5 protein-coding genes and 1 pseudogene are annotated in these 6314 nt (G+C 69.2%); 4 read left to right on the plus strand and 2 right to left on the minus strand.

Annotation, left to right across the window (positions count from 1 at the left end):
* Positions 1-14: 14 nt before the first annotated feature.
* From ACIBJE_RS13330 to ACIBJE_RS13345, 4 genes are read left to right on the plus strand one after another with little or no spacing between them, the layout of a single operon-like run.
* On the plus strand, positions 15-1610 hold the full coding sequence (locus ACIBJE_RS13330) for an FAD-dependent oxidoreductase (RefSeq protein ID WP_396747607.1): 1596 nt from the start codon (positions 15-17) through the stop codon (positions 1608-1610).
* Between the two features lie 26 nt (positions 1611-1636).
* Positions 1637-2920, plus strand: a complete 1284-nt coding sequence (locus ACIBJE_RS13335) for an ABC transporter substrate-binding protein (RefSeq protein WP_396747609.1) — start codon at positions 1637-1639, stop codon at positions 2918-2920.
* Positions 2921-2928: 8 nt separating this feature from the next.
* The gene (locus ACIBJE_RS13340) at positions 2929-3876 is read left to right on the plus strand and encodes a carbohydrate ABC transporter permease (protein ID WP_396747612.1); all 948 of its coding nucleotides are present in this window, start codon (positions 2929-2931) and stop codon (positions 3874-3876) included.
* Entirely contained in the window at positions 3866-4708 is an 843-nt protein-coding gene (locus tag ACIBJE_RS13345) for a carbohydrate ABC transporter permease (protein ID WP_396747615.1), read from the plus strand. Before ACIBJE_RS13340 ends, ACIBJE_RS13345 begins: the two co-directional genes overlap by 11 nt.
* A gap of 60 nt (positions 4709-4768) precedes the next feature.
* Here ACIBJE_RS13345 and ACIBJE_RS13350 read toward each other — a convergent pair whose 3' ends face one another.
* Both ACIBJE_RS13350 and ACIBJE_RS13355 read right to left on the minus strand, forming a co-directional pair.
* On the minus strand, positions 4769-5860 hold the full coding sequence (locus ACIBJE_RS13350) for a LacI family DNA-binding transcriptional regulator (protein ID WP_396747618.1): 1092 nt from the start codon (positions 5858-5860) through the stop codon (positions 4769-4771).
* A 52-nt stretch (positions 5861-5912) separates the two neighbouring features.
* Positions 5913-6314, minus strand: a pseudogene (locus ACIBJE_RS13355) (sulfate adenylyltransferase); the annotation flags it as partial.

Below are 6314 nucleotides of genomic sequence, written 5' to 3' on the forward strand. Positions count from 1 at the left end.
AGCAAGTGGTACAGATGCGTGCGGACGTCCTCGTCGTCGGTGGCGGGTTGGGCGGGGTGGCGGCGGCGCTGGCCGCAGCCCGGGCCGGCCGGTCCGTCATCCTGACCGAGGAGTTCGACTGGCTCGGCGGGCAACTCACCAGCCAGGCCGTTCCGCCGGACGAGCACTCCTGGATCGAACAGTTCGGCGCCACGGCCACCTACCGGGCCCTGCGTACCGGCATCCGGGACTACTACCGTCGGCACTACCCGCTGACCGAGCGGTCCCGTGCCTGGTCGGACCTGAACCCCGGAGCCGGTTGGGTGAGTCGGCTCTGCCACGAGCCCCGGGTCGCCGTCGCGGTCATCGAGGCGATGCTCGCGCCCTACCGCGGCTCCGGCCGGTTGACCGTCCTCCAGCCGTACCGGCCGGTCGCGGCGGAGACCGACGGGGACCGGGTGGTCGGGGTGACCGTGGCGCACCGCGACCGGGACGAGCGGATCGACATCGTCGCACCGTACGTCCTGGACGCCACGGAGACCGGTGAGCTGCTGCCGCTGTCCGGCACCGAGTACGTCACCGGCTTCGAGTCGCGGGCCGACACCGGTGAGCCGAGCGCACCGGCACAGGCGCAGCCGATGAACATGCAGGCCGTCTCGGTCTGCTTCGCCCTCGACCACGTCGACGGCGACCACACCATCGACCGCCCGGCCGGGTACGACTTCTGGCGGGACTACAAGCCGGACTTCTGGGGCGACCGGCTGCTCTCCTGGCGGTCGCCGAACCCGCGCACGCTCGAGATCCTCGAACGGAGCTTCACCCCGAACCCGGACGACGACCCGCTGCTGGTCAACGCCGACCAGCGGCTCAACGCCGGGGACGGCAACCTCTGGACGTTCCGGCGGATCGCCGCCCGGCGCAACTTCACCGAGGGCACGTACGCCAGCGACATCACCCTGGTCAACTGGCCGATGATCGACTACTTCGAGGGCCCGGTCATCGACGTGCCGAACGCGTCCTGGCACCTGTCGAAGGCGCGTGAGCTGTCGTACTCGGTCCTCTACTGGATGCAGACCGAGGCGCCCCGGCCGGACGGTGGCACCGGCTTCCCCGGCCTGCGGCTGCGCGGCGACATCACCGGCAGCCGGGACGGCCTGGCGCAGGCGCCCTACATCCGGGAGTCACGTCGGATCCGGGCCGAGTACACGGTGGTCGAGCAGGACCTGTCGCTGGCGGTACGCGGCGAGCACGGCGCGGTGCACTACCCGGACTCGGTCGGCCTGGGGATGTACCGCATCGACCTGCACCCGTCCACCGGTGGCGACAACTACATCGACGTCGGCTCCTGCCCGTTCGAGATCCCGCTCGGCGCGCTGATCCCGCAGCGGATGGAGAACCTGCTGCCGGCCGGCAAGAACATCGGCACCACCCACATCACCAACGGCAGCTACCGGCTGCACCCGGTCGAGTGGAACGTCGGCGAGGTCGCCGGTCTGCTCGCCGACTTCTGTCTGGCGCGGGGCGAGTCTCCGCGCGCGGTCCGCAGCACCCCCCGTCTGCTGGCCGACTTCCAGGACCGCATCACGGCGGCCGGCGTGGAACTGCGCTGGCCGCAGATCGCGGGCTACTGACACCACCCCCGGTTGAGGAGAATATTGTGAGAACAGGAAAGGGCCTGCGCGGTGCCGCCGTGGCACTGGCCGGTGTGCTCGCGCTGACCGCCTGCGGTGGCGGTGACCAGGCAGAGAAGAACGGCCCGGCCAATCTGCGGATGACGATCTGGAGCGCCAACGAGGCGCACCTGAAGATGTTCAACGAGATCGCCGACGAATTCAAGAAGGCCAACCCGGACGTCGCCGGCATCACCTTCGACCCGCTGCCGTTCGAAAACTACACCACCACCCTGACCACCCAAATCGCCGGCGGGAACGCACCCGACCTGGCCTGGGTGCTGGAGAACTCGGCCCCCGACTTCGTCGCCTCCGGCGCGCTGCTGCCCCTCGACGACACGCTCAAGAAGACCGACGGCTACCAGTTCGACGACCTCTCGCCGGCCACCCTCAAGCTCTGGCAGAACGACGGGAAGCTGTACGCGTACCCCTTCTCCACCTCTCCGTTCGGTGTCTTCGTCAACACCGACCTGCTGAAGAAGGCCGGTCAGAAGACTCCCGCCGAGCTCATCGCCGCCGGGCAATGGAACTGGGACACCGCTCTGGCGTCCGCCGCGGCCACCGCGACCGCGACCGGCAAGGCCGGTCTGGTGGTCCGCGACTTCGACTACAAGGGCTGGGACAACCTCTCCACCTTCTGGACCGGTTGGGGCGCCCAGGCGTGGAGCGCCGACGGCAAGTCCTGCGGCTTCGCCGCGCCGGAGATGGTCGACGCGATGACCATGCTGCACAAGGCGATCTTCACCGCCAAGGCGCTGCCCGGCCCGGGCACCACCGCCGACTTCTTCGCCGGTGACGCGGCCATGACGGTCACCCAGATCTCCCGCGCGTCGCTGCTCAAGGCGGACGGTTTCGGCTGGGACCTGGTCCCGCTGCCGGCCGGCCCGAAGGGCAACTACGCCGTGGTCGGCCAGGCCGGCCTCGGAGTGCTGAAGCAGAGCAAGAACGCCGACCAGGCCGCGAAGTTCCTCGCCTTCTTCACCAACGCCACCAACTCGGCGAAGCTCTCCCAGTTCTTCCCGCCGCCGCGGCAGTCCCTGCTCAACGCCGAGACGCTGGCCAAGTCGAACCCGCAGCTCAAGCCGGAGCAGTTGCAGAAGGTCGTCATCGACGGCATCAGCACCGGGGTGGTCAAGCCCAGCCACGCCGGCCAGGCCGAACTGAGCCAGCAGGTACGCGCCGGACTCGACCCGCTGTGGAAGCCCGACGCGGACGTCAAGGCGGTCCTGGAAGGCGTCTGCACCAAGATCCAGCCGCTGCTCGCGAAGTAAGGCGAATCATGACCCGTACGGACACCAGGGTGGGTCGGGCCGACGCCCGGCCCGCCCCGGGCCAGGCGCGGCCGTACTGGACCGGACGCCGCCGCGACCAGCTCACCGGTTACCTGTTCATCGCGCCGCAACTGTTCGGCAGCGCCGTCTTCGTGATCCTGCCGCTGATCCTCGTGGTCTGGTACAGCCTGCACGAATGGAACGTGCTGGCCGGCACGTTCGACTTCGTCGGCACCGAGAACTACGCGGCCCTCGCCGACGACACCAACCTCGGTGCGGTACTCCGTGCCACCGGCCTCTTCTCCATCGGGCTGGTGGTGTTCAACCTCGGCCTGGCGCTGCTGCTCGCCATCCTGCTCAACCAGAAGTTCCGCGGCACCGTCCTGTTCCGCACCCTGTTCTTCTCACCCGTGGTCGTCTCGCTGGTCGCCTGGACCATCGTCTGGGGCTTCCTCCTCCAGGACAACGGCGGCATCAACGGTCTGCTCGACACGATGGGCGTGGACGGGCCGAACTGGCTACGCGGCGAGACCACCGCGATGATCTCCGTCATCGTGGTCCAGGTGTTCAAGAACGTCGGCCTGAACATGGTGCTCTTCCTCGCCGCCCTCCAGGGCGTACCGACCGACCTGTACGAGGCCGCCGAGGTCGACGGCGCCAGCCGGCTACGCCAGTTCTGGCGGATCACCGTACCGATGATCAGCCCGACCATCCTGCTGACCTCGATCATCACGGTGGTCGGCTCGCTCCAGGTCTTCGCGCAGATCGCGGTGCTCACCCAGGGCGGACCGGGCACCTCCACCACGGTCCTCGTCTACTACCTCTACCAACAGGCGTTCCAGTTCCACCACTTCGGCTACGGCGCGACCCTGTCGATCGTGCTGTTCGGCATCGTCCTCGCCCTCACCGTGTTCCAGTGGCAGATGCGCAAAAGGTGGGTCCACCATGAATCGTGAGCTGTCCCGCCGCACCAAACTGGCGCTCTACGCGGCACTGATGGTCCTGGCGATCCCGTTCGTCTTCCCGACCTGGTGGATGGTCACCTCATCGCTCAAGCCGGTCGCGGACATCTTCGCCTTCCCGCCGCAACTGCTGCCGGTCAACCCGAAGTTCGACGCCTACCAGCGGGTGTTCGAGTTGCAACCGTTCGGGCAGCAGTACCTCAACAGCCTCTACATCGCGCTGGTGGTCACCGTCGGCACCCTGGCCGTGTCGGCGCTGGCCGGGTACGCCTTCGCCCGGATCCGGTTCCCCGGTCAGAACCTGCTGTTCCTGGTCGTCCTCGCCGGCCTGCTCATCCCGAGCGAGGTCACCATCGTGCCGCTGTTCCAGATGTTCTTCAAGCTGGGCCTGGTCGACACCCACTGGCCCCTCATCCTGGTGCCGATCCTCGGGGCGCCCAGCGTGCTGGCGACGTTCATCATGCGGCAGTTCTTCCTCGCCCTTCCCGGTGAGCTGGAGGAGGCGGCCCGAATCGACGGACTGGGCCGGTTCGCCACCTTCTGGAAGATCGCCCTACCACTGTCCCGACCCGCCCTCGGCGCGGTGGCGATCTTCACCTTCCTGCACAGCTGGAACCTGTACCTCGAACCCATAGTCTTCCTCTCCTCACCGGAGAAGTTCACCCTGCCGCAGGCACTCACCCAGTTCGTCGACGTGTACGGCGGGCCGATGTGGAACGTCCAGCTCGCCGCCGCCTCGATGACCGCCCTGCCCGTGCTGGTGGTGTTCGTGATCGCGCAGAAGCAGTTCGTCGAGGGCCTCGCGCACACCGGCCTGAAGGGTTGACGACGTCGGACCCGGGACGGGTCGGGCCGGGTCCGTGGACGACCCGCCGACCCGACCGGGTCAACCGGCGGAGTGGGTCGGGGGTCGAGGCGAGGAGCCCGGCGCGGACGCCGTCGGCGGACCGGCGGTGGCACCGGTCAGCACCGTGCAGGGCAGGCTCCGCTGGAGCGCGTCGACGGTGAGTGGGGTGGCGCTGACCAACTGCTCGTACAGGAGTCGTACGGCGGCAGCGCCCATCTCCTCGCGGGGGATCCGGAAACCGGTCCACTCGACGTCGTCGGGCGTCTCGCTCTCGGCGTCACCGAGCTGGGCCAGCGACAGGTCACCGGGTACGGACAACCCCCGGGCCAGTGCCGCTGCCCGGATCGCCGGTGCCAGCCCGGACGGCCAGATCACCGCCGCGGTGAGACCGTTGTCGCCGAGCAGGTCGAGCGCCTCTCCTCCGGACAGCCCGGTGCCGTCCAGGACGACCGGACGACGCCCGGCGGCCCGTACCGCCTGGTGGTAGCCCTGCGCGCGGTCCACCGACGGCTCGTCCCGGCGGAGGTCGCCGAGAAACCCGACCCGCTCGTGGCCGAGGGCGAACAGCCTCTCGACCACCTCCCGGGTCGCGGTCAGGTAGTCCGCGCCGACATACGGGACGGGACCGGCGGTCGATTCCCGGCGGCCAATGAACGCGAACGGGAAGTCCCGGTCGAGCAGGTCGGCGAGGTCCTGCTTGTCGTCGTAGCGGCCGAGCAGCACGCAGCCGTCGGCGATGCCGAGCCGGCGGGAGCCGTCACCGAGCAGCCGCTGTCCCCCCTGGGGCGACGGGGTGCTGGTGAAGAAGAGCAGGTCACACCCGAGGGCCTCGGCCTGCGCCTCGACCCCGATCAGGAACGGGTGGTAGAAGTCCCGACTGTCGCGCGGAAAGACCGGCTCGTAGGTGAAGACGCCGACGATCCGCGTCCGTCCGCCGGCCAGCCGCTGGGCGGCCGGGTTGGCGACGTAGCCGGTCATCCGGATGGCGTCGAGCACGCGCTGTCGGGCCTGCTCGCCCACCCGGCGGCGGCCGTTCTCGCCCCCGTTCAGGATCAGCGACACGGTGGCCTGGCTCACCCCGGCGAGCCGGGCCACATCGGCCTGGGTCGCCCGCCCGGTGCCGCGTCCCATCGCCTCCACCTCCTGTCCCGGTCGGTGACCGCCGGCCGCCCCGGAGCAGGTCCTAGCTGGTCTCGACCACCATGGCGGCGGCGACGGTGCGGTTGGTGGCTTCGTCGATGATGATGAAGCCGCCGGTGGTGCGGTTGCGGCGGTATTCGTCGGCGAGCAGGGGCACGGTGGTGCGGAGTCGGACGCGGCCGATCTCGTTGAGTTTCAGCTCGGTGGCGGTGTCGTCGCGGTGGAGGGTGTTGACGTCGAGGCGGTAGTGCAGGTCTCGGACGATGGCGCGGGCGGTGCGGGTGGTGTGTTTGATGGTGTACCGGCCGCCGATCTGCAACGGTCGGGTCTCGTCCATCCAGCACACCATCGCTTCCACGTCCTGGGTGGGGGTGGGGGCGTTGTTCGGCCGGCAGATCATGTCCCCACGGGAGATGTCGATCTCGTCGGCGAGTCGGACGGTGAC

Origin of the sequence: Micromonospora sp. NPDC050187 (assembly GCF_044459745.1) — a bacterium.
In the GTDB taxonomy this organism is placed as follows: domain Bacteria; phylum Actinomycetota; class Actinomycetes; order Mycobacteriales; family Micromonosporaceae; genus Micromonospora.

What these genes read in the sequence shown, in the direction of transcription:
- ACIBJE_RS13340 (WP_396747612.1), top strand. Translation starts at nt 2,929, where the DNA reads ATGACCCGTACGGACACCAGGGTGGGTCGGGCCGACGCCCGGCCCGCC.
- ACIBJE_RS13350 (WP_396747618.1), bottom strand. Translation starts at nt 5,860, where the DNA reads ATGGGACGCGGCACCGGGCGGGCGACCCAGGCCGATGTGGCCCGGCTC.
- ACIBJE_RS13330 (WP_396747607.1), top strand. Translation starts at nt 15, where the DNA reads ATGCGTGCGGACGTCCTCGTCGTCGGTGGCGGGTTGGGCGGGGTGGCG.
- ACIBJE_RS13345 (WP_396747615.1), top strand. Translation starts at nt 3,866, where the DNA reads ATGAATCGTGAGCTGTCCCGCCGCACCAAACTGGCGCTCTACGCGGCA.